This is a genomic window from Spirochaeta cellobiosiphila DSM 17781 (genome assembly GCF_000426705.1).
Lineage (GTDB): Bacteria > Spirochaetota > Spirochaetia > DSM-17781 > DSM-17781 > Spirochaeta_E > Spirochaeta_E cellobiosiphila.
In genome coordinates this window covers 183146-209514 of the sequence record NZ_KE384557.1, presented here as the reverse complement: position 1 = coordinate 209514, position 26369 = coordinate 183146, and the positions used below count along the sequence as shown (strand labels likewise).

Genomic DNA, 26369 nt, shown 5'->3' with positions numbered 1-26369 from the left:
ATTACATTAGATATAAATCATATATGGCTTATTAATTGGTTCACCAGAATTATCGACTCCTGTTTCTATGGATTCTGGAATCAAATCCTGAAGAGTATCATTGGTCTGATTCCAATGAATTGGAGAAGAAGGGGAAGAAGGATTATATGTCCTTATATCTGATAATCCTGTTTGAGTTTCCCAATATCCTGAACCAGTAGACGCATAGCATCCTACAAGATCAATTGTTGTCATAATACTTCCTGTATTACTTAAGTCAAATGAAGATAAGTCAATTGGGTCATCATTTGTATCATAAAAGCTTCCTGAGCTTCCGCCGTGAGCTACAACAATTAAACGTTGTGTATCATCATTTGTCAATTCATTATTAGTTAAGTTTTCAGCAGTTGCCTCATCACCTCCAACGACTCTTACAGTTTCTCCTTTACTTTCAGCAGCTTCAATAATATCATCAAACGTAGTATCAACAAATAAGTTATATGCCCACAGCTGTCCAAAATAAATACTAAAAAGTGTATTATAAAAATCGATCTCCAATTAAAATAAAATTGACTAAAAGATTACTATAAAAGGGAATCGGCTAATAAGACATCAAATACCACTTTTTCACAACTTCTTCAATTTATTCCAAGACATGATTTTGCTAAGTTAGTTAAAAAGTATAAAGGAGACTTTCACTCCAAAGGATTTAGCTGTAGGAACCAATTTACTGCAATGCTGTTTGCTCATCTTTCAGGACAAAAAGGACTAGAAGTCAATAATAGCAAGCTCTATCATATGGGATTATCCAAAGTCAAAAGATCTACACTATCCTATGCTAATAAGAACCGTGATTCTAAAATCTATGAATAGTATTGATGAAACCACGATAGACTTATGTTTGAATATGTTTCCTTGGGCTTCTTTTAGAAAAAAGAAAGGAGGAATTAAACTCCATGTCAAACGCAATCACTCAGGATATATTCCTTCTGTTTTAACCATGACAGACGCTAAAGAACATGAAGTAAATCAGTTAACACAAATGAAGGTTCAATCCGGTGACAGTTTAGTATTTGATAGAGGCTACAATAGCTTTAAGATCTTTTCAAACTATTGCGCTAGAGGTATTTATTTTGTGACTAGGTTAAAATCCAATTCAGTCTTTGACATACTTGAAGACTATGATGTTGATCATTATGAAAATATAAATTGTGATCAGGATATAAAAATGGCTGGATATTCTACCTATAAGGATTGTAGAAAGTTATGATCCTGATACAAACAAGACCATACGCCTATTAACAAATCAATTGACATGGTCTGCCAAGACAATAGCAGCAATTTACAAGGATAGATGGCAAATAGAAATCCTCTTTAAGACAATTAAGCAGAATCTAAAGATTAAAAGCTTTCTCGGTACTAGTCAAAACGCCGTCATGACACAAATCTTGATATGTATGATAACCAGTTTGTTATTAAAATATATAGCAAAAGAAGCGAATCGAAATTGGACCGTACAATCTTTAATGGTCATAATATCTACTTTACTATTCATAAAACAAGATATATGGATATGGCTAAATAAGCCTAAATTAATCGATGATTTTAGTGAAAGAAATACTGGACAGTTAGGTCCTGTTTATTGAAGTGATTTATTTTGGACAGGTATGATTATGAATATTTATTCAATGTGTCCGTCATGATTCCTATAATTAATAGAAAAAGCAAAATAAGTATCTACATACAAATCACCTGTAATATTGGCTTACAATATTCTAATTAGAAAAGTGCACACCAGATTCCCTCAAGAGATGTATAAGTTCTGACTTAGGCACAATATCTTCTTTTTGCTGCCATTCAAAATATAAAATATTTTTATCAATAAATCTGTTATATATGTTTAATCTATCTAGTGAAGTAGATATTCGTTTTAGTCCATTCACTTCTGTTATCATTGAATTAGTAATAATATTACCATAAAAAACATTCCTAAAAATTGAATCTAACTTCTTAAGGTTTTTTTTCCATTGTCTAAGATCATCTTTTTGCTCCACAGTAATATTTGGTGTTAAGATTTCATTAAAATAGGAACTTGCTAAAATATCCCCATCCATTACTTCAATAAATGCATTTTTCAATACAAATTCGCTATTCAAGTGGCTTAAAACTTCATCAAAATCAATATTATTAATTTTAAATGGAAACTGTAAATAAATCCGTTTATATCTCGACTTTTTTACCATTTCCTGATTCATATAACTAAACACAAAGTCATTTTTTAAACTCTTAGAAGCCGAGGTGATTGAGTAAATGAATAGATCTTCTTCAATTGTACATGATAAACTATCTTTAATAGCTTTCTCATCAAACAAATCAAATTTATAAACTGGAGGATTACTTAATGCATTTAATATCGCTAAATCATCTCTTAAATCAAAACCAGATATTCGCGTATAGTTAAATTCATTACTTTTGAAGCACTTCTTAAAGCTATCTATAATTGGAAAAAATGTTTCAATGCTTTGACTATTTACTGACTTTTCAACATAGGTAACTAGCGACACATTTCTTTTCATTTACTTGTTCCTTCTGGTATAAGAACAGAGCTATCCCCCGATAAATCACCTAATCTCATTTCAATAATCGCGACCTTAGCTTCAAGCATTGTCTCTGTCTGTGTTTTTGTACTTGCAACCTCTACTACATCTATAGTAGCATCTTCTTTCTTACCCATTACATCTGGTCGAATAAGAGATTTTACAGATCCCTCAGTTGCTGTAGATATAGACTTATTGACATACACATCAGTATAATCACCTGAATTTGTTCTGGAAAATTTGTAGTCTTACTACCTGTTCCTTCCAGTATCTCCATGGTATCATCAATATTTTGGGTATGTAAATCTAGATTTATTAGATTTGCCTCAATACCTTTCTGTACAATATTTCGACTAGGATCAATAATATTTTTTACATGATTTAACTCTGATTCAATTATATTTGCGCCTACTTGTGCACCAACCTGAATAGCCGTTTGAGAGTCAATTTGAATTCCATCATTCTCAGTAGTAGCGCTCAACCTCCACAAATCAATAAAATTAATAGGATTATTCCTAACATACACATACCAATTAGAACCATCTTTAATAGGATCTATTGTCGTCCATCTCATTCTCATAGGGTCATAATCTCGGAAGCCATAATCATATTTACCAGTAAAGCTATCGACTCTTTTACCATTATATCCCATCTGGTTCTGTCCTACAAAACTACCATTAATGGCCTGACCGAAGGCATCATAATCATAGCTTTCTGATTCAAATCCCAAGGAGTTAAACAGACTACTGATCGAACCAAGGCCATCTTGACAATAAAAAGCTTTTCTCATGTAATTCCTATAGAACTTATTATGAAAGGAATAATTATGATTGGTAGAATCTGTTCGACTTACGAAATGACCATTAGTTCTTAGATATTCACTAGTGAGATTAAAAACCCTATTAGTTTTGACCTCTTAGACTCTATTCTTTTCTATCTCATAACTAAATAGTTATATAACGAGCTTTAAATTTTGTTTTCAAAATATACCTATCTAACCAAAATATAGTTCACACATGTATCTTCCCACGTTGAACCAGGATAGATATCTAAAATAGTAATCACAACTTTAGTCTCAGATTTTGGTAGTTTGATACTCTGAGGCCCAGAGGAATCCTTAATGTCAACATCAAGAACAGTTTCCGTATCCATTCCTTTTATTTGAATCTTTTTTAATCGACTATTCTTTTCATATAGTGTTGGATTATCATAGGATTTATATCCATTGGATAGAATTAATTCAGTAAATTCCCTATCATCACTAATTGTTATAGTTTCACCGATACCATACCCATTAACTCCTTCTACCCAAGGTTTTGCAAAAAGAGAATTTCCTAGATTACTAGCTTTATAGTTAATAGTTCCTTCTACAAGAATGGAAGATGATTCATACGTTTTTCCAGCACGTAGAACATCTCTATTCCTATCAAATACATTTCTAATAAAGAAAGCTGTTATTTTATTAGTTGTATCATTGGGACATAAAAATAAATTTATTGGGACTGTCATGGGAGATATCTCATAATCCCCAGAATTAAAAATGTCATACTTTGATATAAAAGGCTCAAATTCATCATCACGGTTTTCGATTTGGTATTCATTTGACTTAGAATGAGTAATATTAATCCAACTAATATTTTTGGGTTCATCTATTATGATTTTTTCAAGACTAGCATTATCACTAATTAAATAGCTAGTAATACTTTTATGGGTAGGGTATTCCCAAGTCATTTTGTTTTTTTCATTACTAAAAGAAAAAGTAAGTTCATTTTTGTAATTATAATTAAAGCTACCATAGTTATCATAAATCTCTATTAATCTGCTTGTTTGCAAATCATTCACTTTCATTCGTTGAATCATTCCGCTATTTAGATAATCATAATATTCAATCAATTCTTTTGTTGCGTTCTTCGATTTCTTATACACAGATATTCTAGAATCTGATCTGCTAACACTGATTGTTTCTAATAGTCTTATATCATTTAATTTATTCAATTCTGAGGTAGGTATAGTTCTATCTTGTGGGTTAAGATATTTTCTGATTTCTTTTACTAAGCCATCACTATAAAAATCTACTTCATAAATAGTATTAATTGCTCTAGTTATGGGAGTATATGTATATATTATGAGAGCACTTTGGTCCTCTGCATATACAGTATTAAAAGAAAGAAAGATTGTCATTACCCAGAAAAACCTTTTCATTTCATTACCTTATTAACTATTTTTACTAAATAAATAATAACAATACCTGATTGTTTATTCTATCATTCTTTGATCTGATATATAAGAATTAATGTAATGAGGTATTAAACTCTTTATTCTCATCGATTACATAAACTTTGTGAGAATATCTACCTTGATAGTCAATGTACACCTGATCTAGAGAATCATTACTATTTCTAATGGTCTAATATTAATATAGGATTCCATAAAGAATCCTTTTTATTAAAATCAGATTCCAAAACACATTCAAGAAAATCTAAGCCATCAACTAAAGCGTAATTCTATAGGAATCACCCTTTAAGCTAATTTATGTGCATGATGAAAAAGACGATCTGAAGGTCTTCACGCTCTGGTTCAATCATGGACTTCATAGGAGTCCCATTTTCTTCAAATTTTTTTAGGAAATCATTCTCTGCACGGAGTCTTCAAATCTGTTTGAAAAGCGCATCCCACACTTTTTCAAGGTCCTGTTCCTGAACAAATTTCCCATTTCTAAAGGCCGAATCTGCTTCATAGAGAAGTTCCCTTTTCCACTTTGAAATCATGTTGGGATGAGCTCCAGTTTCTTGAGCTATTTCGATGATAGGTTTCTCTTCTCGAATTGCCATAGTGCTATTCTGGCTTTTTCTGAATCACTCCACTTCTTTTGCAGCTGTTGTACTCCTTCTGCTGTCCATTACACAGCAAGATGTACAACTTTTTAGGGGCACTATAAAAGCTGGTTCTATTAAATTAAAAGCATCACTACCATGTCCACCGGTAACTATAACATCATTTACAAGTTCAGGTATATTCGACATTATCAATTCTTATGCTTCCATATCTTTTGGATATATTTTAAAGACACCTAAATTATCGGAGGAGAACAAGCCAATAGGAGTCTAGCTAAGTAAGCTAACAAGTACCCATAAACCTTGGTTTATCTGATGAGCTTATCGATTAGAATGCCTTTATGAGAATGAAGTTAACACAGGTATCCTCCCATTTCTCACCTGGATAAACATCTAATATTGAAATACGAACCTTAGTTGATGCTTTTTCAAGTCTTATTGTAACAGGATCTGGAGAATCAGGAATAGAATATTCTTTAGAAGTATTATTCTCTAAATCTTCAATCAAAACCATCTTCAATCTTGAATTCATTCTGAAAAGATGAGGTTTGCGGTAACTGACAAAACCATTACTTAAAATAAAAGAATTAGCATTGTAAGAATTTATTTCGATGCTTTCTCCAATACCAACAGAGTTCACACCCTCCACCCATGGTGTATCTAGCTTCACCAAACCAAGATTTTTGGGAGAAAAAATGGTCTCCCCTTTTTTCAATTCACTAGTGGCACTAAAAATATCTGGATCAATATAAAGTCCTTCCAATTTTGATGGTTTTGATGGAATCCCAATAAAAAAAGGGTAATCAGTTTCATTTGAATATAAGATCAAAATATCTTCAGAATAAAGCATCAACCATTTCTGTTCTTCTTGGTTTAAGGTAAATACTAGGTAACTCAATCCATCTTTTTTTTGAACTTCATAATCAGCCCTTATTTCTGTCTTTGACCTATCTTCTAAATTTATAGCAACATATTCAAGTTTTGAATCAGAAAAGGAGATGTATCCTGTTCGACTATTATATTTTTTACCGATAAGGTCATTTGCCCAGAGACAGCTAACTAGTGGAATTAGAGATATAAATAACATAACCTTTTTCATCTAATTTGTTTCCTTATCTTCAATCGTTACTTTTAGAGAATCTGGATTTCCGTTCCCTGATCTAAGGTCAAGGTTTTTCTCAGGTGTGGTTCAATTCTCTTGAAGCGTTTTTCAATTGTTTTTCTTACTGTTGTGGCATCATATTTTGTTAAAAGTTCTAATTGAATGTAACGGTTTTGTCTTTCTACAATGACACATTTACTATGATTAGATCTCCTTCCCAATGGCCTGGTACTTCTCTGGACTCTACTTCAGTTGGGCGATCATCTATTAACGTCATACTCTTGATTTTGCCACGTTTATCTCTATTTATTGAGGTTTTATGTTGTGTCCCTCTTTGGCACAGATCTTTTAGAGCAAGCCTTTTCAGTTCCCCATGCATATGAAAGTGGATACAGTTATAAATGGTTTTCCCGCTCATACTTTGAGTAGGATAATCCCTTTTAAACAATTCAGCAATTTGATTTGGAGACCATCTCAATTCAAGTTTTGGTATAATACGCTTCCAATCTTCTTTTGTTATTTTAAGCTTAGGACATTGATAGCGACGTTGCTTCAGATGATCATACTCTGCTATTACACTTATTATCGTGCGCTAGGAATTTCCGGCCACCATAAAACTGAGAAAGAACTTAGAGAATTAGCTTCCTCACAAGAAGAGTTCTTAGAACAAAGAAAGATTAAGATTCTACCGTTACTAAAGGAGTTAAAACAATGGCTAGCTAAAAAATCCTTAACGGTTAGAGATTCAAGTAGAACAGGAGAAGCCATATCATATGCCCTTGGACAATGGAGTAAGATAATGAAGTATATAGATTGTACCCAGTTAACCCCAGACAATAATGGAGCTGAAAATGCTATTAGACCATTTGTCGTTGGTCGTAAGAATTGGTTATTTTCTGGAAGTCCTAAGGGAGCAGAGGCTTCTTGTTTTTACTACTCCTTGATAGAAATCGCAAAACAGAATGGACTTAATCCACATTTGTATTTAGCCTATATTTTTAACCAGGTGCCTTTGATTACTGATAAAACAGAATGGAAAAACTTCTGCCTTGGAACTGTAAAGATAATGTTTAACTTGATATATTAGCTTTTATGATGTTTTTTTGACGCTTACTGATATTCAAGAACGATATTAGTTCTTTAGATAATAAGGGAACGGTATTTAATTTCACTAGTGGTATATTAGAGTGTTCAACAATTTTTCTCTTCCTGGAGTGGAAAGTTATTTTTCATCAATATGCCGCCCTTTGACATAAACCATTCTCTTGTCTAATCTGATTTTCTGTAATATCACCTGGAAATGAGTACCCTAATCCTACTGTAATTCGGGAATCTTATGATTTAAACGGAAATCCATACACATTTAATTTGGGAAAAAATGCGATCAGATTTTGGGAAGGGACAGTTAATCATCAATCACCTTCTTCAACAATTTTCTTAGTACAAAGAAACATATTATCAGTTCGTTCATTTACAGCTAAGAAAACTACTTTATCCTGATTGTATTTTTTTAAGGAATAAATGCTAAAAGGCAAATCTGTTAATATTTCTTTATATGATGATGTGGCAAAGGAATACATATAGATATCTGAAGTATATTGGTACACTTTGTTAAGAGCTATAAAAAAGTTATCGTACAATGCGTAATCTTCAAAAGATATTTTACGCTTGGTACAACTAGCATCAAAGAATCTTATATCTTCTGAATCAAGATTGTATAGACAATACATTTCTCTATCATCGTCAAAAATAAATTTAGATAATAAATCATTAGTGGATTTATTAAAAGATAGAACATGATTTAAAAACCTTCCATTCTGCTTTTCTATTTTTAGATTATCCATAGAACCAGTTGAAATATTATATAAATAATAATAAGAATCTTTCATCGTAGTTAAAATTAGAGAACTATTATGGCTTTTAAATTTGTATACATTATCATAAAGCTCTTTTAGTTCTTCCCACTTACTATTCTTTAAAGAGTATCTATAAAGAAAAGAGTGTATATCTTTATTTCCATCGATAATGAAATTCATATACAAGTAATTATTCACATGGTCATAATCTAAATTCTTTATACTTAATATTCTCTTTTCCAACATTACAGAGGGAATAGAAATTTGTTTTTTTTCTGAAGTTAGTAAGTTCAGAAAACATAAACTTTTAGAAGTTGCATACACGTACTCATGATCGGATATAAATGTATAACTAAGAGATCTATCTTTTAATGTAGTAATTACATCTATGTTATAACGATCATTTAATTTAGAAACAAATTTATTATCAGATATCCCACTGGCAAAAAGAGAAACTCTAGCAACAAATAACAAAAGTAAAATGCTCTTAATCTTCAGAATTCAAACTCCCCCCGTCTTCACTACCAACAATATCAGACAGCCAACTAGTTATAGGATTTGGCTTATTTATAGGTTCACCAGAATTATCCACTCCTTTTTCTATGGATTCTGGAATCAAATCTTGAAGCGCATCATTAGTCTGATTCCAATGTATGGTAGAAGCATCTGGTATAGTAGGATTATAAGTTCTTACATCAGATACCTCAGTTGCTTTTTTCTAAGTTTCAGCATCTTCTGATGCATAACATCCTACAAGATCTATAGTTTCTAAGTTACTACCTGTATTACTTGATTCAAAAGAATTGGGAGCTATTTTCTCCCCGTTTGTATCATACAAGTTTCCATCTTTATCTCCATGGACTACAACAACTATTCTTTTTTGATTCATCATTTGTCAATTCATTATTAATTAAGTTTTCAGCAGTTGCCTCATCACCTCCAATAATATCATCAAACGAAGTATCAACGAGTAAGTTATATGCCCTATTGTTAAAATTATTATCTCTATCTATCATATTTATGACAACTATATCTTCCACCCCCCACAAATCAATAAAATTAATTGGATCATTCCCAACATACACATACCAATTAACCCCATCTTTAATCGGATCTATCGTCATCCATCTCATCCTCATAGGATCATAATCTCGGAAACCATAATCATATTTACCAGTAAAGCTATCGACTCTTTTACCATTATATCCCATCTGGTTCTGACCTACAAAACTACCATTAATAGCCTGACCAAAGGCATCATAATCATAGCTCTATGATTCAAATCCCAAGGAGTTAAACAGACTACTGATCGAACCAAGTCCATCTTGACTATAGAAGGCTTTACCCATGTAATTCCTATAGAACTTATTATGAAAGGAATAATTATGATTAGTAGAATCTGTTTGACTTACGAAACGACCATTAGTTCTTAAATATTCGCTAGTGGGATTAAAGGTTATGTAAAGGCCATAATTGAGATCATAAACTCAAATTGTTATTCAGACTAAAGTTGAACTGATCAGCTTTATCCATACATACCTCAAGCTTGCTAGGAGAATGGGAAGGTGTTACCTATGACTTCCCCCCTTCCCTTCACCCTTAACCCACAACTGTGCCTACCACCCACCCACAAGTGTGCTACACATACCACCACAGCTGTGCATCACCTTTACCCACACCTGTCCCTTACCCCTACCCACAGCCGTATCCCACCTTAAACAACACTGATATCCATATAATACCGCCCAACCTTCTTAACCCCATTATCCTGAATGCGAACCTCCAAAGCATAACAACCAGGAACCAGATCATCAGGAACAGCAATCAAGACACTAGCGGGTAAACAGCGATATACCAGGGTAACCTTCGTCACAACACCTGTTTCCCTGTGAATGAAGAACACCCCCGCCTTATCCGAATCCTCTCCTTTTAACATACTCCCTCTTATTTCCATAAGCGTTCCCCTACTGAACTCTTCTCCATACTCTTGGGAGGACATGTCATATAGTCTATCAATAAGGGGCCTAATGGCAGAATGCTTCACACGGGACAAGCGAGCCTCCGTATCTATTAACTTGACCAACTTATTACTAGGCTGGGCATTCAAATGGAGTTTATGCTTATCCGAGCTAAGATCTTCCTGGGGATTACTAAAACCACCCCTGACACTGAGGCTGAATCGGGCGATAGACGTATCGACCATATTCCCCTGTAGAAGCTGTTCTCCCACCACTTCTTCCAGGAGATCCATTACTACAAGGATATCCTGACGGGATACGGTCGTATTTTTGTGAGCCATAATGGACAGAAGATCCTCTTGGCTAATATTTCTATGGCTTTTAATCCTAGCCAGGTAACGGCTTTCTTCCTTAGCTGTGGTTAGTTTATTTTGGTGCAAATAGTATTTAATCATCTTTTTTCTCCCATATTTTTTGTTATTTTTACCATTTATTTGCCTATTTAGCAAAATCTTAAGTTTTCAGCCTCCTGAGAAAACAAATAGAAACCTATGCTCCTATTAAATTACACAACAATCACTTGCTGTTAATCTCTTGGTGAATTAAAGTAAAGGGTGATATGATGAATCCCGTAACTTTACTCACTGCCATGAGTGCTGCAGCGGGACTACTGTCCCTGATTATGACATTCATAAAGTTATCCCAAGAGCAGATTATTACAACCGGTTATGGTAAGTTAGCCATACCAGTGACAATATTATGGGGATTGTCCTATGTCATGGGGCTTTTAGCTACAGGTTTATTTGAGCAATGCCTCTTTATCCTTTTTGCAGGATTGACCATTCTCATACCCTATTTATGGTTTATTACCATATTAGGGTTGCATATGACACCTGATGAAGTAAGAGAACGACAACCAGCCATTCTCCTAGTCCCGGCCCTCTTGATACTATTAATTCTAACAGATCCTCTTCACCACCTGTTTTTTAAGGATATCACCCACAATACCTTAGGATATTTGACCTATTATAGACCTGGATGGACTCTCTTTTCTCTCCTGAGTTTGAGTCTGAGTCTAATCATTCTCATAGCCGATCTTATTCTGCTCATTATCTATATACCTGGAACCAATATCTATTTCAGAAGGAAGATATTCCCTCTAACCTTACTCTTTGGCTTCATTTTCCTAATGGACCTTTTTGATCATCTATTAAGTCCTTTTCCCTTATATATAACCCCTTTTCTTCTCTGCTATTTCTTTGCCTTCCTTCTGCCCAGCTTGATTAAGCTCAATATTTTCGATGCAGCTCCAGTCAAATACTCAAAAGTTATCGAACGCATCCCGGATCTCATCCTTTTGATAAGTTCTAATTACATCATACTGGATATCAATCCAGCTGCTCAGAATATATTAAAAGTCCCGGAAAAATGGGCTATTGGCCGCTCCTTAGCCCAGGTATCCTATCCCCTTTTTGAGTTCATTACCCATCAAGAAGATAAGATAGATTTTCATGCAGAGCTCCAATTAGGCGATGCCGATTCCCCTCACTACTATAGTGTGAATGTAATGCCCATGAGAGTGGGAGCAGGTCGTGACAATGGCCAGCTCATGGTCCTTCGGGATGTAACGGCCATTAAGGACATTGATAAGGCTTTGGAAGCCAGTGTCCTGAGATATCAAACCTTATTCACCCAGGCCTATGACTGTATCATATTGACAGACAAGGATTTACGTCTCATTGAAGTAAACCCGGCGGCCACAAGACTACTGGGTTACACTAAGAAGGAGTTCCTCAAACTTAATCTGACGGATATCTATGTAAAGGATGAGAATCCCCATACAACCAAGTTCCAGGACATCCCTGAGGAACCCCTCTTTGAATCTGAACTTCGTCATAAATCTGGTTATATTGTTCCTGTAGAAGTGACGGTTAGTCCCCTCGACCTACCGGGTGAATCTATCTATCTCTATTTTTTCAGAGATATAACCGAACGTAAAAAAGCTCAGATAACCATGAAACGGGCTAAAGAAACAGCAGAAGAAGCCAGCCGGGCTAAGAGTGTATTCCTGGCTAATATGAGTCATGAAATCCGCACCCCTCTTAACGCAGTCATAGGAATGTCCAGTTTGCTGCTCAATACGGATCTTCCTGTTCGACAGCAGGAGTATGTAGAAACCATTCGCTCATCATCGGAAACCCTACTCTCTATCATCAATGATATACTGGATTTATCGAAGATAGATGCAGGGAAAATAGAACTGGACAACACCCCCTTTGTGCTCAGAGAGTGTATTGAAGACGTGATGGATCTATCAGCCACAAAAGCCAATGTAAAGGGAATAAACATTTCCTATTGCATTACAGAATCCACACCTCTTGTGATAAGAGCAGATATTTCCCGTCTCAGACAAATCCTCCTTAACATCATGTCCAATGGTATTAAGTTCACCAATCATGGTGAGGTTAACTTGAGAATCCACTCCGAACCTATTGAAAACCAGCGAATCAACTTAATATTTACCATTACCGACACAGGAATAGGGATTCCCCAGGAAAGGTTAGACCGCCTTTTTAAAACCTTCAGCCAGGTAGATTCTTCTACGACCCGTAAATACGGAGGTAGTGGATTAGGTTTGGCCATTAGTAAGCAATTATGTGAAATCATGGGAGGACATATAGAAGTCACCAGCGTTCCCAATAAGGGCTCCATATTCCGTTTTCACATCAAAGCCGCAGAAGGACATCGTCAGTCCTCTAATCCGGCCTACCTGACACCTCAGAACTGGGGAGATTCTCATAGAGCCCTTGCCCTCTTGCCTACTCAGGCTATGTGTGATTCTATCAAAGATTTTGCCCGCTATTGGAATATTCCTATGGACTCAGCCGAATCTGAGGAAAAAGGTATTGAACTCTTACAGAACAAAACCTATACCCTGATCTTCCTGGATCAGGAAATCATCCAGGGCTCAAAACTGATCACCTCGATCAGACAGCATAAGGAAGATCATAATTGTTATGTCTTCAATTTAGATTTCTTTCCCCTGTCTCAACCACTGAGCCTCTACACCGATTCTATTCGTAAGCCCCTACGCATCAATAATATCTTCTACACTCTCAATCGCTATCTAGGAACAGAACAGCCCCATGATCAAAACCGTTCAAAAGGAACACATTTAGAAGAGGGCTTCGCCCTGGGTCACCCCTTACAAATCCTTCTTGTGGAAGATAATGGTGTTAACCAGAAGGTAGCTCTGATGATACTCAGAAAACTAGGTTATAAAGCAGATGTCGCTAATAATGGTATCGAAGCCATAGAAGCTGCTAAGTTAAAAAAATATGACCTCATCCTCATGGATGATCACATGCCCATGATGGATGGAGTAGAAGCAACAGGACATATTCGCCAGATCCTTCCTCAAGAAAGACAGCCCATCATTGTAGCCGTCACAGCTAATGCCATGCCCGAAAGCAGGGATGTATACCTCAATGCCGGAATGGATCATTACATCAAGAAACCAGTGGAGATCCCCAAACTCATGGAAGTTCTCAAAGGGGTAGTGGGAAACCATCAATCCGAGCTTTGGAAAGAACTCCCTCAACAACCAGTGAAGGAAACACCAGACAACTCAGTAGAAATATCTAAGGACCCGGAGATACTAAAACTATTTGTAGCAGACACGCACAGACTCTTAAATGAGATAGATGAATCACTCAAACTCATGGATGCAGGAGGTATTCAAATAGCAGCACACACCCTAAAGTCCACATGCCGCTTAACCGGAGCCGACCGATTGGCAGATCTGGCGGCGAACATTGAGCAACGGGGCAAAGAAGGGAGTATTGATGACATTCAACCAGTTATCAAAATATTAAATAAGGAAGCCAAAAGGGTTCTTAAAAATTTAGAAAGCCAATTGCAATAAGTACGAGGTTCAACAAGTGTGATACGTTCCCAGCTGCTCCCCTAAGGGGAGACCTCCCTAGGAGTATTACCAGTGAAAAAACGTAATCCTGTCCAATACCTGGTTAAGACAACCGCTATCTTGTCCCAATATCAGGAAAAAACCCGTCTCACCGAAGGTCTAACCGACCACAGCATGGATGCTACTGAATCGGATATAGCCGTTCTTTATTTGAAGGACAATCAATATGATCATTGCTACAGACGCTATTACCAAAGGGGGCGTTACGAAGTTCCCCCCAAGCTAGACCCGGAACAGGGGAGTATCATCTTTTTAGAAGACTGTGGACAGGTCCTGTTATTACCCAAAAGGGATAGAGATTTTGAACTCTTCCTCCTCCATCCTGATATGACTAGTGCCTTGGTTCTACCACTTAAACAAAATAATAATCTCGAGGGGTTTCTCATCCTCAATGCCCGGGAATCTGATTGGTATGGAAAGGACGATCTGGCCTTTGCTGATGGTTATTGTGAATCAGTAGCCAGCTTATTGTTTAATATAGAACTATTTCAAAGCCTAAAGCAGAAAATGAAGGCTATAGATGATCTACAGCGTTATCAGGAACGGGTATTTAATTCCATGACCAATCTACTCTTAACGACAGATGGAGAAGGGAAACTAGCCTATTATAATGATCAGGCCGCCCGGACATTAGCCCTAAAAGAAGAAGATCTAGGCCGACCCTATTCTGATCTGTTCAAAGGAAAGGTCACTAAAAAAGCCATTAATCTTATGAATAAAGCCTTAGATACGGGTAAAGAGTTCCTGGGCTATGAAGGGATCTATAAAACAGAACCCAGGGACATTGATTTTAGTCTGAATATCAGCCCACTTCTGGGTAAAAGAGGCAAGAAAGAAGGTCTGACTATGATCCTTACAGATCAAAGCAGGGAAAAAGCCTTAGCCAGTGAGATGGCGAATGTCAAAGAAGACCGACGTATTATTAAAGACATGTTTAGCCGTTACCTGTCCCAGGATGTGGTGCAGCATTTGATGGAACAACCAGACTTGGTCAAGTTAGGAGGAGACAAAAAAGCAGCTACCCTCTTTTTTGCAGATATCCGCGGTTATACCTCCTTCAGTGAAGGGAAAGACCCAGCCTATATTGTCGATGTCCTCAATGATTATTTCAGCCAGGCAGTAGACGTTATCATCCAATACAACGGGTACATAGATAAATTCATTGGAGATTGTATCATGGCCGCCTGGGGTGTCCCCATGTACAGTGAAGCCCAAGATGCCCGGAAAGCCGTTACCTGTGCCTTAGCCGTTCAAGAACTGGTCAATAATAAGAAACGTGATTTCTTCAAAGGAGAAGCCAAACATCTTCAGATTGGTATTGGGATGAACTCCGGCCCCTTAGTCGCAGGGAACCTGGGAAGTCAATCCAGGATGGACTACTCCATCATAGGAGACACTGTGAATGTAGCCGCCCGTTTAGAAGGGATTGCTAAGGGAGGGGAAGTGATCATCAACCATACCACCAGGGATTTATTAGGAGATCACTTCAAGCTGGAAGAATTAACTCCTGTCAAAGTCAAAGGCAAAGAAAAGCCTCTGCCCATATTCAAGGTATTAAAATTAGTTAGTTAAGTCATACAAAGGAAGGTAAAAAATGGAATACATTCAAGGGGGCCTTCTGGCCCTGGGTATCATCTTGATTTTCTTTATTGTTCGTTCATTTATTCAGGGAGGTTATAAGAAAGCCATCCGTATGTACCAAAGGGATGGTATCCCCATCCCCTATCATTCAGGGAGTTTTCAATCTTACTTAGATCATTATATTGAAAAAAAAGCCACCCAGGGAGATAGGGAGCTTTTGTTCCTAACAGGAAGGGATCAGCTATGGATTAATAAGCTCTTGAACAAACCTACCAGAAAGAACCTACGCAGAGTCACTAATTATTTAAGAGATGAAGGTTTATTTGCTGCCTTCAACGCAGCGCTCTCTAAGGACAAGCTCAAGGATCAACTCAGACAGATTATAAAAGAAAGGGGTATACTCCCTATAGCGCAAACCTGTCAGGGCCAAAGTTTTGATGGTCAAGCAGGTCTGAACCTACTTATGGAACATATAAATGAGATCCGGGAACTCACTGGCCACCCTTCCTGGAACATCCGGTATTTTGCTCTCAATATGCTAGTACATCATGAAGATCAGCGTTCCTTTAGGGCGGTCAGAGAATCCCTTCAAGATACACATCCCCTCATTAGGGCTGTGGCCTGTCAGTATTGTCAGGCCACTGATGAAGATTTTTTTAAGGACCTCCAATCCATGGTTCTTAATGATGGAAATCAGGAAGTCAGGCGCCAAGCTTTCCAACGACTGATAAAAGAGGAACAAGAGACACTAACCCAAAGCATTAATGATCTCACAACCACACAGGTTCGCCATTATATAGAGTTCTTCCAGATAGAAAAAAGTGAAGACAGTGACAGAGCTTTAAAACTGGTACAAGGCGATGATTGGGAAATCCGACTTAGTGCCGCTCTCTTTCTCAACAAGCACAACCGTCTTAGGTCTCTTATGAATAAAGGAAGCTTTGAAGATCGCTCAGAATTGGAACGCATTGAAAACATCCTTCTCTGTGCAGGGGAAGTGAAGGTTATCAATTACCTTAGGCCCATACCCGATGAAGAGGGACCTCTTTATCTGGGGCTGGCCCTACTCCAGCGATGGGGAAGTCAGGAATTATGTCTGGCCTATACCAAAAGAGTACTTCAAAAACCTCATATACAGACAGAAGACCTCTGGTATAGAGCCATTGATACTTTGAAAATGAGAAACTTCACAGAAGGTCATAACCTGATCAGCAGTGAATTACATAAACATAGGGACAATCCAATAAAACTCCAGCATCTACTGACCAATATCCCCCAAAACAGTAGTTCGGATATTAGTTATACCCTCCTGGGATTTTTGAAGAATCCCCAATTCACCATGACAGAAGAGCTGATCGAAGCTTTTATGAAGGTAGATCGTTCCTTATGGATGGGAGAAGTGATACAAATACTGGCAGAGGGAAGACAAAACTACTCCCATCAAGTACGGATGAAGGCCTTGCTTCTTCTGGGAAAGGCAAACGAAAGTTATACCATTAGCTACATACTGGAACAACTGCCCACCCTTCCTCTGGAACAGACAACCCAATTAGGTCAGGCCCTGAGTAGTTTTGAGGAAGAAAAGATCATACCTTGTATAGAAGAACAGCTGAATCAGCCTGATGGGCCCATCAGAGCGAGTCTATTAAAAGCCCTTCCCTCTTCCTTAAAAAAACATTTTACCAAGCAGATCAAAGACGGATTGGGTAACCCGGATCCTGAAGTAAGGGAAGCCTCCATTGGATCACTGGTGGATCTGGGAGATTCCAAAAGCCTCCTTACAGCAACCCAATTATTAAGAGACCCTATTGAAAAGGTGAGACGTAAGGCCGCCCGGATGATTGGGGAATATGCAACCAATAAGGCTATCGAAGAATTAATGAGTCTCATAGAAGATGAAAATGAGACAGAAGAAGTGATTCGGATGGCCATATCAGGCATCACTTATAACAAAGATCCTAAGTTGATGGATCCCCTTATAAGCCTCATGGAAAGTTCTCAAGATAAAGGAATAATCGTTCAGGAAGAACTGGAACGAATAGAGTCTTCCCCTCACCTTGCTTATTTAGTTAAAACTTTCAAAGACGCCGACCCTTCTTTAAGAAGCAAAATACAGGGGATTTTTAATCACATTGGCCCAAGAATAGAGCCTCATCTACAGGAACTTCTGGAAGCAGACATGGACTCTATCAAACCCTATCTGGGAGATATTCTAGATCACACAGGCTATATCGATCACCTTATAAGAAGGCTAAAACACAGGAATGCCAAAGTGAGACAGGAAGCAGCCTCTTACTTAGCCCTTATTGAAAGTCAGGGGGCATTCCGGGGAATACTACTGGCCGCCCGTGATCCAAATGAAGAAGTCCGTGTGATGGTTACAAAAGCTTTAGAAAAGTTAGCCAATGCAGAATCAGAAAAGCTACTCAATCAACTCCTCAATGATCCTGACAAAAGGGTTCAGAAGTATACAAAATGGGCTTTAGCCCGGGTTAAGGTGAAGAACAGCAAGGACTAAGTCCTATAAATGTTCTTCTATCATGCTTTTTAGATCCTTTGAGAATTCCTCCAGGCCAGGAAGGTCATCCAGGGCCTTAGGATCACCAACAAAGGCTCTCCAGACAGGTTCAAGAGAATAGTCTTTCTTGGTCATATACCCCGCTTTGGTTGTTTCGTACACCAGATCAAGATCAACAAGTTTATCCAGTAGAAGCAGGATATACCCCTGTCCTAATTGGGTTATTCTATTGATCTTCTGTAAGGTGATAGGTTTCTGTTCTGTATCATAGTAGTTCTGGACACAGTTCATAATGGCTACAGTATCAACAAACTGATCAAAGGAAGTTGTCTCACCATGGACATGCTTCCACAATCCCTTGAGCCTTTTATCCATCACATTGGCGATCTCCAACTGCCCTAAGACAACCATCCAGGCTAAGTTCAGCCAAAAGAGGAACATAGGGATCAAGGCCAAAGATCCATAGATAATAGAATTTCGTACGCTCCATCCGGCCCATTGCCCAAAATAATATTTGATAATTTCCCATGCCGTAGCCCCGACAATAGCCGCTAGAGAAGCATGGCGGATATTCACTGGATCATGAGGGATAAACATATTCATGATCACTAAGGCCATAAACATAGCGAACCAAGGACTAAATCGAATAAGAATTTGGATGAGATGATTGAATTGGGAGAAAATCTCCGCTTGAATTTGATTATGAATCCAGGAGGAGAGGCTAAAACTAACAGCGACGAATAAACTTCCCAAGATAAGGACGGCTGTATAGGTAGATATCTTTTCTATCATATTCTTTCTTTTCCTGGTTTTCCATATATCGTTAAAGTTCTGATCGATGTTCATAATCAGCATAAGACTGGTCACCAGAAAAATCATTAAACCTGTCACACCTAAAGTTTTTGTGTTGGCTATAAAGTTTTCAAAATAAGAGAGAACCTCACCTTGACTGCTCGGAACAAGAGTATCCAGAAGAAAGGCTCGTACAGAGGAGGACATATCATCCAACCCGCCGATTGCACTGACAATACTAAAAACTAAGGCGGACAGAGGGACTAGAGCCAAGATAGAATTAAAAGCCAGACCAGCCGCTCTGGCGGGACAGGAATCTTTCATAAGGAGGGAAAACCAATATTTGAAGTATCCCCAGCTTTTTTTTAAGTACCAGGGTAATTTTTTCGTTAAAACCATATCGACCTTCTTTTCATTTTCTCATAAACATATAGTATGCAGCCCATGAAGAACAGAAATGAATTAAAACATTATCCCTACATTGTAATATTTTCCCTAATCTTTATTATCAACATTCTGTTCATATTCTTTATTGGCCAAAAGGAGTATGAAGCCCAGCGCAGTTCCCTTCAATCCAATTATCGGAATCTCATTGATTACACTGGACGAAATATATCTTCTTTGGAACAGCAAATCATCCTCTCCTCACAAATAGTAGAATGGATACCCAATACGTCCTCCAACTATCAACGTTTCATTACAGATATACTTAATACCTCCCAAAGCTCTTTATTAAGTGGTGTGGGGCTATGGTTCGAAGAAAATGCTTATCCTGGATCACAACCTTTGTATGCCGCACAGATTATTAAGAACTTCGAGGGGGATGCTCCCTTTAAATATACGATACACGACGAAGATTACACCCAAAAAGACTGGTATAAAAAGATAATTAATACCCCTTCAGGATCAATGACATTAGTTCAAGTGTTTGACGGAATGAAAAACAGGATGAGGGTACGCTTTGGGACACCTTTTCTTATTGACAACAAAAAATCAGGTATCCTTACCTTTGATCTTAATAGGGAAGAAATGGATCAGTTCTTCCTGGCACAGGACTTACAGGGTATTACAGGATTCTATATAACTAATGAAAACAATACGGTTATCTATGCTAATCAGGAAGAGGACCTGGGTCTTAACAGGATAAAGACAAAAACACAAAAGCCTTATTTTATGGACAAGATATCCATTGATGTGGAAGGGAATCCTCTTCATTTCTACTTTTTTATGGATAAGGAACAACTCTATAAACGCATGGAAAAGCCGATTACCCTGGCTTTAGTAACCATGGGATTATGGTTGTTAGTCATTATGGTCATACTATCCCGGAGGAATTACAGGAAGCTCAATGGGGAAAATACCCTATTAAAAGAAGAGATACGTTTAAGGAAAGCTGCAGAATCAAAACTTCAATATCTGGCCTATCATGATCCCATAACCGATCTCCCCAATCTGAAAGCCTTCATGGATGAGATCAGTGTGAAAAAAAAGGATAAGCGTTTCTTGGTTATTATATCTCCAGAAAACATTCAAAAATTAACAGGAACATTAGATAAAAACTATGTGGATACGATTCTGTGGTCCTTTAGTGCTGAATTATCAAAATGTCACGATTCCCGGCTCATCTACAGAGGTGTTGGATTTCACTTTTACCTCATTGCAGAATCAGAAGACAAGGCTCATACCCTGGCTAAAGACTTAAGCAGACTCTTCAAAGATGCCATACATATAAAAGAACAGGAATTATGGATCAAAACGCGTATTGGAATATGCCCTTTCCATGTTTGTGATAATATGGAGCAACTAATAAGTAAGGGTAACTTGACCTTAAGTCAATCCAACCACCAGCTGGATAATATTTTACTTTACACAGAGCATCTTGAAAAACGCAGTCGTTACCTGCGAAGTTTAGAAAGCATGATGAAAAGCAGTTTTTTCCCTGACCAATTGATTTATCACTATCAACCTATTGTCAATATTAAAACCCAGGGTATTGTGGGCTATGAAATGTTGTCACGTTGGCAACCTAGCTTTCAGGAAAACCTTATATCACCTATAGAATTTATTCCTTTAGCCGAAGAAAATGGCCAAATCATATCCATCGGTTGGCAAGTGATACGAAAAGCTTGCCAAATAATAAAAGATCCCAAATTCAAAAAGGAATGGTTTCTATCCATCAATATAAGCCCTTTACAGTTTCTTGAATCTGGTTTTGCTCAAAAGCTAGACCAATTAATCACAGAAGAAGGGATACCAAAGGACAAACTCAAGTTAGAAATCACCGAATCCTCTAGCAAACAATTAACGGAAATATTTCAACTAAGCATTGATCAATTGGTTAAACGTGACTTTCACCTATCTATGGATGATTTTGGAACGGGAGAATCTTCCATAGAACGTCTCAGACGAGTTCCCTTCAAAACAATCAAGTTTGATAAAAGCTTTATATCAAATATCGAAAAAGAAAAATCCTTTAATCTTTTGAAAACCCTCGTCCTTTTAGTGGGGGAGACTCTCGACACCCAGGTCATCATCGAAGGTATAGATTCAGAGTCTACCAACCAAAGAGTACTGCAAATAGGAGGGGTTTTTGGACAAGGTTATTATTACTCTCCTCCTCGTCCCTTTGAGGAAGCCTTTAGTCTGGAATGGAATCCCACATCAAGTGATGAGAGGGTTTTCTTTCCCCAATTATTAAGTCGGAACTAAGATTTTCCTTACATAAATGTAACAAAGGAGGAAAATTCAATTTTGACAAGCTTTTTTTCAAAATTTTATTGACTTTTTTTTTGTTTTTAGAGATTCTATGTCCAGCCGTACATGAGTTTTGATATGAATTCTTTTCATACAAAGCCCTCCTTTTTTATTTGGCCCTGATTACGTTGTGATCGGGGTTTTTTTATCCCTTTCTACTTAATCTATTTGTTGTTATGATGCCTCCATGGATTTGTTTCAGTCAAACACCAGCTCAGAATCAGAACCTTTAGCCGCTAGAATGCGTCCTCGTAACCTATCCGAATACATTGGTCAGGAACATATTGTAGGAGAAGGACGCCTGTTAAGAAGGGCCATTCAAGTAGATAGACTTAGTTCGGTTTTATTCTATGGACCACCAGGGACAGGAAAAACGACTCTTGCCAGAGTGATCGCTGGAACGACGAAGAGTCGTTTTGTCACAGTGAATGCTGTACTAAGTGGTGTCAAAGAGATCCGGGAAGCCATTAAAGAAGCCAAAGATCAAATGAATTTCCATAACAGGAAAACCATCCTCTTTGTAGATGAAGTACATCGCTGGAATAAAGCCCAGCAGGATGCCTTACTTCCCTGGGTCGAGAATGGGACGTTCATTCTCATTGGGGCTACTACAGAAAATCCTTATTTTGAAGTGAACTCCGCTTTGGTTAGTAGAAGTCGGGTATTCCAGTTAGTTAGTTTAACCGATGAGGATCTCATGAAGATTGCTCATCAAGCATTAAAAGATAAAGAACGGGGTTATGGAAAGCTGGATATCAGCTTTGAAGAAGGAGCCCTTGAACATATCGTTAAAACAGCAGCCGGCGATGCCAGAAGTTTGTTGGGTGCTTTAGAATTGGCTGTGGAATCTTCAGGAGCCACTCCCCTTTTTATATCCATGAAAGCGGCCGAAGAAAGCATCCAAAAGAAAGTTGTCCTCTATGATAAAGAGGGGGATTATCACTACGACACAATAAGTGCTTTTATCAAAAGCTTAAGAGGTAGTGACCCTGATGCGGCTCTTTACTGGCTCGCCAGAATGGTCAGGGCAGGAGAAGATCCCAAATTCCTCTTTAGACGTATGCTCATTTCCGCCTCAGAAGATGTGGGATTAGCCGATCCCAGAGCCATTTCTATCGTCTCTTCAGCAGCCTCAGCCTTTGATAGGGTAGGAATGCCTGAGGGACAATTCTTCATGGCCGAAGCGGCGCTTTATCTAGCAACAGCTCCTAAGTCTAATTCCTCACTTGGATATTTTGATGCGCTCAAGTCTATTGAAGCAGAAGAACTCCAGGATATACCGAATCACCTAAAAGATTCTTCCCGGGATAAACATGCCTTTGGTCACGGTGAGGATTATAAATATCCCCATGCTTTCAAGGATCACTGGGTATCCCAGGCTTATCTTCCCGAAAACTTAAGAGGCCGTCTCTTCTATAAACCTTCCAAACAAGGTTATGAACATGAGATTCGAGAAGAAGTGTTAAGAAAAAGAGAAGCCGCATTGGCCGCTATGCAAGAATCCAGACAGGAAGTTCTTACCTATACCAAACCGGATAAGAACAAAGAACAATGGTTTAAACGGACCCAAAGCGGTCAAAGGGATATACTCTATGCCATTCGAGATAAAATATTTGAACACCTGTCTCTTCAAAGACATGATCGTCTTCTTATAATAAAGGAATCAACAGGATTACTCCTGTGGGAAGCCCTGAGAAAGGTTCCCGAAGGTGGTGTAACTGCTTATGTAACCAATAAGGATGACTTGGCCATTTTAAACGCCTATGCTTCAAGTCTGGATGAACCAGAGAGGCCCCTCCTTTTAGGTGAGGAAATAAAAGAGTTAGACCAACCATATGATGCTCTGCTCTTCAGGGATCTTTTTACAGACCATACACGATGGAACCAGGTTCTCTCTGATATCCACCGTTGGCGCAAAGAGAACACAAAACTGGTTTTTAGCCAGGTTTGGCCCTTGGAAGGTCAACGTTTAAGTGATTTATCTTCCCGTTTAAATACAAGCTTTCCTGAGTTCAAAGAATGGGAAGATGGATTTTACCAAACAGAGCATCCTCTCTTTTGGACGATCGAGTCTTTGCAAAAGGCTTTTCAGGAAGACTCTATGGAACTGACATTAGCAGAAAGCTTGACCATAAAGGAAGAAAGGTTTATAACCGAGGAAATGCTTCAGGCATGGCTTATAAAAGGCGGATCTAACAAAAAAGGATTGGCTGGATATTTACAGAGTATAAACGCACCAGTAGAAGATATATATAAACTCTTGGCTGATGATATAGTTAATAGGCCTGTAACATGGAACCAAAAGCAGTTGATTTTCAAAGTATAAAATATTGACTTTTTAATTAAAAGTAGGTAAATATTTAACACGTCATGAAAATGGACTGTAGGTTAATAAAGATTGCAAACGAAGTTACTTGACAAAAGAACACTTCTCATGCAATATACCGAAGCCTAAAACATGGTGGATGTAGTTCAGTGGTAGAGCGCTAGATTGTGGTTCTGGTTGTCGCGGGTTCAAATCCCGTCATCCACCCTATAGATTAAGATTATGCGCCCGTAGCTCAGCTGGATAGAGCGCCGGACTTCGAATCCGTAGGTCGCAGGTTCGAATCCTGCCGGGCGTATATTTTAATTTTTTTTTACTTGTATGGGCCGCTAGCTCAGCTGGTAGAGCAGCAGACTCTTAATCTGCGGGTCAGAGGTTCGATCCCTCTGCGGCTCACTTAAGGCCAACGCCTTGACAAAGAAAGCAAGAATTATTAACCTGCTTTCAGTCGATATAACGCGGGAGTGGTGAAATTGGCAGACACGCTAGACTTAGGATCTAGTGCCGTGAGGTGTAAGGGTTCAAGTCCCTTCTCCCGCAACTCTTTTGCGAAAGTAGCTCAGTGGTAGAGCTCCACCTTGCCAAGGTGGATGTCGCGGGTTCAAATCCCGTCTTTCGCTTTTTAGTTAAGGCGATCCGGATGTTGTATCTGGATCGCTTTTTTTTTGTTTTTTCAGATTCACAAAGAAAAATTAAGAGGTAGCAAAGGTGATTGCAAAGAAAGACGTAGAACTTTTAGAGAAATCCGCTGTGAAACTGACCCTCACTGTAGCCAGCGCGGATATCAAATCAAATTATGATGAACTTGTCAAAAAATACTCAAAACAAGCTCAAATCCCTGGCTTTAGAAAAGGTAAAGTACCAGCTAATGTATTGATTTCTAAATTCGGTGAAAGCCTTAAGGCAGAAACTTTAAATAATGTAGTGGATGATGCCTTAAAAGAAGCCTTTGATACTATTGAAGAAAAACCACTTCCTTATGCACAACCTGAATTAGTTGACGAGAAATTGGATATTGATTTGGATAAGGATCTTACTTTCAGTGTTAAATATGACACTTTCCCTAATTTTGAATTAGGCGAGTACAAAGGTATTGAAGTAGAAGAGGATTCCGTAAGTATACTTAAAAAAGACGAAGAAGCAGAACTTAAAAAGCTTCAAGATCAACAAGCCATAGTTATGGACAAAGAAAATGGTACTGTTCGTAAAGACAATATCGTAACAATCGACTTTGCAGAGCTTGATGAAGAAGGCAATGTCAAAGAAGACACGAAACGGGAAGGTTTTGTATTTACAATTGGTACAGGTTACAACCTATACAAAATTGATGATGACCTTGTTGGTAAGAAGAAAGACAAAGAATTTGTCATTGAAAAAGAATATCCAGAAGATTTTGAATATTCTGACCTTGCGGGTAAGAGTATTAAACTTCAAGTTAAAATAACCGCTGTAAAAGAAAAGCAGCTTCCTGAAATCAATGATGATTTTGCTCAGGACATCTCTGATGATTTTGAAACATTGGAAGATTTGACAAAAGACATCAAAGACAAGATGAAAAAACGAGCTGAAGAAAAGCTAAAAAGCCAAACTCTTGAGCAATTAATGACTAAACTTGTTGAAAACACAGAAATTGTCATTCCTCAAAGCATGATAGAAGCAGAATTAGAAAACAGCTGGAACAACTTTGCTGGCCAGACAAGAATGTCACCTGATCAGTTGGTTGAATTCTTATCCGCTGATGGTAGAAGCAAAGAAGATCTTCTTAAAGAATGGGAACCTAACGCCATTAAAGGACTTAAAGAAAGATTGATCATGGGCCGTATCATCGAAAACGAAAAAATTGAAGCTTCCGATGATGAATTGGATAAGGAAATCGAAAATCAGGCTACAGCAGCTAATCTTCCTTTAGATCAGGCAAAAGAGTATTTTCAATCTCCCCAAATGAAAGAATATTTAGTTCACAGTATTACAGACAAAAAAGTAGTAGATTTTCTATTGGAAAATGCTAATGTGAAGAAAGGGAAAAAAATAAAATACCTGGACTTGATGGAAGGAAAGCAGTAGTTTTAATTTAGAATCTAAAACAA

The 26369-nt window shown here is 37.7% G+C and carries 20 protein-coding genes, 5 tRNA genes and 2 pseudogenes; 15 read left to right on the top strand and 12 right to left on the bottom strand.

Annotated features, from left to right (window positions below; genetic code table 11):
* Positions 1-6 precede the first annotated feature (6 nt).
* A complete protein-coding gene (locus K345_RS0115930; RefSeq protein WP_028975006.1) occupies positions 7-537 on the bottom strand; it encodes a hypothetical protein in 531 nt (176 codons plus the stop codon).
* Between the two features lie 66 nt (positions 538-603).
* On the opposite strand from K345_RS0115930, the pseudogene K345_RS23920 reads away from it, so the two are divergent.
* The 3 genes and pseudogenes from K345_RS23920 to K345_RS23685 form a co-directional block, all read left to right on the top strand.
* Positions 604-852, top strand: a pseudogene (locus tag K345_RS23920) (DUF4372 domain-containing protein); the annotation flags it as partial.
* Entirely contained in the window at positions 815-1249 is a 435-nt protein-coding gene (locus tag K345_RS23690; RefSeq protein ID WP_083963816.1) for a transposase, read from the top strand. The pseudogene K345_RS23920 and the gene K345_RS23690, both read left to right, overlap by 38 nt.
* Entirely contained in the window at positions 1212-1625 is a 414-nt protein-coding gene (locus K345_RS23685) for a transposase (RefSeq protein WP_083963815.1), read from the top strand. Before K345_RS23690 ends, K345_RS23685 begins: the two co-directional genes overlap by 38 nt.
* Before the next feature lie 129 nt (positions 1626-1754).
* On the opposite strand, the gene K345_RS0115910 is transcribed toward K345_RS23685, so the two are convergent.
* From K345_RS0115910 to K345_RS23915, 7 genes are all read right to left on the bottom strand, one after another.
* Entirely contained in the window at positions 1755-2555 is an 801-nt protein-coding gene (locus K345_RS0115910) for a hypothetical protein (RefSeq protein WP_028975003.1), read from the bottom strand.
* Positions 2552-2713: a hypothetical protein gene (locus K345_RS23210; protein ID WP_156888441.1), complete on the bottom strand. Its 162-nt coding sequence runs from the start codon at positions 2711-2713 to the stop codon at positions 2552-2554. The genes K345_RS0115910 and K345_RS23210 overlap by 4 nt, the downstream gene beginning before the upstream one ends.
* Positions 2714-2736: 23 nt before the next feature.
* Positions 2737-3366, bottom strand: coding sequence for an RHS repeat-associated core domain-containing protein (locus tag K345_RS0115900; protein ID WP_028975002.1), 630 nt, complete (start codon positions 3364-3366; stop codon positions 2737-2739).
* A 200-nt stretch (positions 3367-3566) separates the two neighbouring features.
* A complete protein-coding gene (locus K345_RS22575; RefSeq protein WP_028975001.1) occupies positions 3567-4778 on the bottom strand; it encodes an NADase-type glycan-binding domain-containing protein in 1212 nt (403 codons plus the stop codon).
* A 446-nt stretch (positions 4779-5224) separates the two neighbouring features.
* Positions 5225-5407, bottom strand: a complete 183-nt coding sequence (locus tag K345_RS21470; protein WP_083963814.1) for a hypothetical protein — start codon at positions 5405-5407, stop codon at positions 5225-5227.
* A 331-nt stretch (positions 5408-5738) separates the two neighbouring features.
* Entirely contained in the window at positions 5739-6509 is a 771-nt protein-coding gene (locus K345_RS0115885; RefSeq protein WP_028975000.1) for an NADase-type glycan-binding domain-containing protein, read from the bottom strand.
* A 184-nt stretch (positions 6510-6693) separates the two neighbouring features.
* Positions 6694-7008 (bottom strand): IS30 family transposase, encoded by a 315-nt coding sequence (locus K345_RS23915; protein WP_425423297.1) that lies wholly within the window; start codon positions 7006-7008, stop codon positions 6694-6696.
* Positions 7009-7047: 39 nt separating this feature from the next.
* Between K345_RS23915 and K345_RS21460 the strand changes: the two genes are divergently transcribed.
* Positions 7048-7599, top strand: a complete 552-nt coding sequence (locus tag K345_RS21460; protein WP_211227911.1) for an IS66 family transposase — start codon at positions 7048-7050, stop codon at positions 7597-7599.
* Positions 7600-7924: 325 nt separating this feature from the next.
* Here the strand turns inward: K345_RS21460 and K345_RS0115870 are convergent, their stop codons facing one another.
* From K345_RS0115870 to K345_RS0115850, 3 genes and pseudogenes are all read right to left on the bottom strand, one after another.
* Positions 7925-8611 (bottom strand): hypothetical protein, encoded by a 687-nt coding sequence (locus tag K345_RS0115870; RefSeq protein WP_211227910.1) that lies wholly within the window; start codon positions 8609-8611, stop codon positions 7925-7927.
* 605 nt (positions 8612-9216) lie between these two features.
* Positions 9217-9618 (bottom strand): annotated as a pseudogene (locus K345_RS0115855) (RHS repeat-associated core domain-containing protein); the annotation flags it as partial.
* Between the two features lie 464 nt (positions 9619-10082).
* The gene (locus tag K345_RS0115850; protein WP_028974996.1) at positions 10083-10781 is read right to left on the bottom strand and encodes an HU family DNA-binding protein; all 699 of its coding nucleotides are present in this window, start codon (positions 10779-10781) and stop codon (positions 10083-10085) included.
* Positions 10782-10948: 167 nt separating this feature from the next.
* Here K345_RS0115850 and K345_RS22565 point away from each other — a divergent pair, with 167 nt between their 5' ends.
* The 3 genes from K345_RS22565 (at position 10949) to K345_RS0115835 (ending at position 18410) form a co-directional block, all read left to right on the top strand.
* Positions 10949-14251, top strand: a complete 3303-nt coding sequence (locus tag K345_RS22565) for an ATP-binding protein (protein ID WP_053228391.1) — start codon at positions 10949-10951, stop codon at positions 14249-14251.
* Positions 14252-14323: 72 nt separating this feature from the next.
* The gene (locus tag K345_RS21450) at positions 14324-15883 is read left to right on the top strand and encodes an adenylate/guanylate cyclase domain-containing protein (protein WP_053228390.1); all 1560 of its coding nucleotides are present in this window, start codon (positions 14324-14326) and stop codon (positions 15881-15883) included.
* Between the two features lie 22 nt (positions 15884-15905).
* The gene (locus K345_RS0115835; RefSeq protein ID WP_028974995.1) at positions 15906-18410 is read left to right on the top strand and encodes a HEAT repeat domain-containing protein; all 2505 of its coding nucleotides are present in this window, start codon (positions 15906-15908) and stop codon (positions 18408-18410) included.
* 3 nt (positions 18411-18413) lie between these two features.
* Here the strand turns inward: K345_RS0115835 and K345_RS22560 are convergent, their stop codons facing one another.
* Positions 18414-19601, bottom strand: coding sequence for a YihY family inner membrane protein (locus K345_RS22560; protein WP_053228389.1), 1188 nt, complete (start codon positions 19599-19601; stop codon positions 18414-18416).
* A 45-nt stretch (positions 19602-19646) separates the two neighbouring features.
* Here K345_RS22560 and K345_RS0115825 point away from each other — a divergent pair, with 45 nt between their 5' ends.
* The 8 genes from K345_RS0115825 to tig all read left to right on the top strand — a co-directional run bounded on the left by K345_RS0115825 (position 19647) and on the right by tig (position 26346).
* Positions 19647-21911, top strand: coding sequence for an EAL domain-containing protein (locus tag K345_RS0115825; RefSeq protein WP_028974994.1), 2265 nt, complete (start codon positions 19647-19649; stop codon positions 21909-21911).
* A 232-nt stretch (positions 21912-22143) separates the two neighbouring features.
* Complete coding sequence (locus K345_RS0115815; protein WP_028974993.1) at positions 22144-24282, top strand: AAA family ATPase; 2139 nt, start codon at positions 22144-22146, stop codon at positions 24280-24282.
* 135 nt (positions 24283-24417) lie between these two features.
* A tRNA-His gene (locus K345_RS0115810) sits at positions 24418-24489 on the top strand.
* Between the two features lie 17 nt (positions 24490-24506).
* Positions 24507-24580, top strand: a tRNA-Arg gene (locus tag K345_RS0115805).
* 25 nt (positions 24581-24605) lie between these two features.
* Positions 24606-24678: transfer RNA gene (locus tag K345_RS0115800), tRNA-Lys, on the top strand.
* A 62-nt stretch (positions 24679-24740) separates the two neighbouring features.
* Positions 24741-24822 (top strand) — tRNA-Leu (locus K345_RS0115795).
* A gap of 8 nt (positions 24823-24830) precedes the next feature.
* Positions 24831-24902 (top strand) — tRNA-Gly (locus K345_RS0115790).
* A gap of 88 nt (positions 24903-24990) precedes the next feature.
* Positions 24991-26346: a trigger factor gene (gene tig / locus K345_RS0115785; RefSeq protein WP_028974992.1), complete on the top strand. Its 1356-nt coding sequence runs from the start codon at positions 24991-24993 to the stop codon at positions 26344-26346.
* Positions 26347-26369 lie beyond the last annotated feature (23 nt).

Bases quoted from the DNA above. Each gene is read 5' to 3' on its own strand.
- K345_RS0115825 (WP_028974994.1), top strand. From the start codon at position 19,647: ATGAAGAACAGAAATGAATTAAAACATTATCCCTACATTGTAATATTT.
- K345_RS0115885 (WP_028975000.1), bottom strand. From the start codon at position 6,509: ATGAAAAAGGTTATGTTATTTATATCTCTAATTCCACTAGTTAGCTGT.
- K345_RS23210 (WP_156888441.1), bottom strand. From the start codon at position 2,713: ATGGGTAAGAAAGAAGATGCTACTATAGATGTAGTAGAGGTTGCAAGT.
- K345_RS22565 (WP_053228391.1), top strand. From the start codon at position 10,949: ATGAATCCCGTAACTTTACTCACTGCCATGAGTGCTGCAGCGGGACTA.
- K345_RS0115900 (WP_028975002.1), bottom strand. From the start codon at position 3,366: ATGAGAAAAGCTTTTTATTGTCAAGATGGCCTTGGTTCGATCAGTAGT.
- K345_RS0115835 (WP_028974995.1), top strand. From the start codon at position 15,906: ATGGAATACATTCAAGGGGGCCTTCTGGCCCTGGGTATCATCTTGATT.
- K345_RS21470 (WP_083963814.1), bottom strand. From the start codon at position 5,407: ATGGCAATTCGAGAAGAGAAACCTATCATCGAAATAGCTCAAGAAACT.
- K345_RS0115850 (WP_028974996.1), bottom strand. From the start codon at position 10,781: ATGATTAAATACTATTTGCACCAAAATAAACTAACCACAGCTAAGGAA.
- K345_RS23690 (WP_083963816.1), top strand. From the start codon at position 815: ATGCTAATAAGAACCGTGATTCTAAAATCTATGAATAGTATTGATGAA.
- K345_RS22575 (WP_028975001.1), bottom strand. From the start codon at position 4,778: ATGAAAAGGTTTTTCTGGGTAATGACAATCTTTCTTTCTTTTAATACT.
- K345_RS22560 (WP_053228389.1), bottom strand. From the start codon at position 19,601: ATGGTTTTAACGAAAAAATTACCCTGGTACTTAAAAAAAAGCTGGGGA.
- K345_RS0115815 (WP_028974993.1), top strand. From the start codon at position 22,144: ATGGATTTGTTTCAGTCAAACACCAGCTCAGAATCAGAACCTTTAGCC.
- K345_RS0115910 (WP_028975003.1), bottom strand. From the start codon at position 2,555: ATGAAAAGAAATGTGTCGCTAGTTACCTATGTTGAAAAGTCAGTAAAT.